1 protein-coding gene is annotated in these 544 nt (G+C 71.0%); it reads left to right on the top strand.

The window, feature by feature from the left end; genetic code table 11:
- On the top strand, positions 1-544 hold a 544-nt coding region (locus tag FVW20_RS18515; RefSeq protein ID WP_307831662.1), incomplete at both ends, for a hydantoinase/oxoprolinase family protein.

Raw genomic sequence — 544 nt, 5'->3', positions numbered from 1 at the left:
GCGCGGCGGTGGTGAGCCCGCGCGCAGCGGCGGCAGCCCCGCAAGCTGCGGCTGCGGCGACTTCGTCTCGCTGGGGCACCGCCTGTCGGGCCAGCTGAACTTTCCGCGCCGGGTGGCCACGGCCTACTACAATTCGGCGGTGTGGCGGGTGTACAACCGCTTTGCCGACGCCATCGAGCAGTCGGCCCGCGAATTCGGCATCACCGCGCCCATCCACATCCTGAAGGCCGACGGCGGCACCATGCCGCTGGCCGTTTCGCGCGAACTGCCGGTGGAATCCATCCTGTCCGGCCCTGCGGCCAGCGTCATGGGCATCATCGCCCTGTGCGACATCCGCGAAGACTGCGTGATCCTGGACATAGGCGGCACCACCACGGACATCGCCGTGTTCGCCTGCGGATCGCCGGTCATCGAGAAGGACGGCATAGAGGTGGGCAGCTACCCCACGCTGGTGCGCGCGCTGAAGACGCGGTCCATCGGGGTGGGCGGCGATTCGCGCCTGCACGTGGCCGCCGGGGCGGTGCGCGTGGGGCCGGAGCGGGCC

This window comes from Nitratidesulfovibrio oxamicus, from assembly GCF_015731765.1.
Lineage (GTDB): Bacteria > Desulfobacterota > Desulfovibrionia > Desulfovibrionales > Desulfovibrionaceae > Cupidesulfovibrio > Cupidesulfovibrio oxamicus.
The sequence above is the reverse complement of the archived record's forward strand: the minus strand, read 5'-3'. Positions and strand labels throughout refer to the sequence as shown.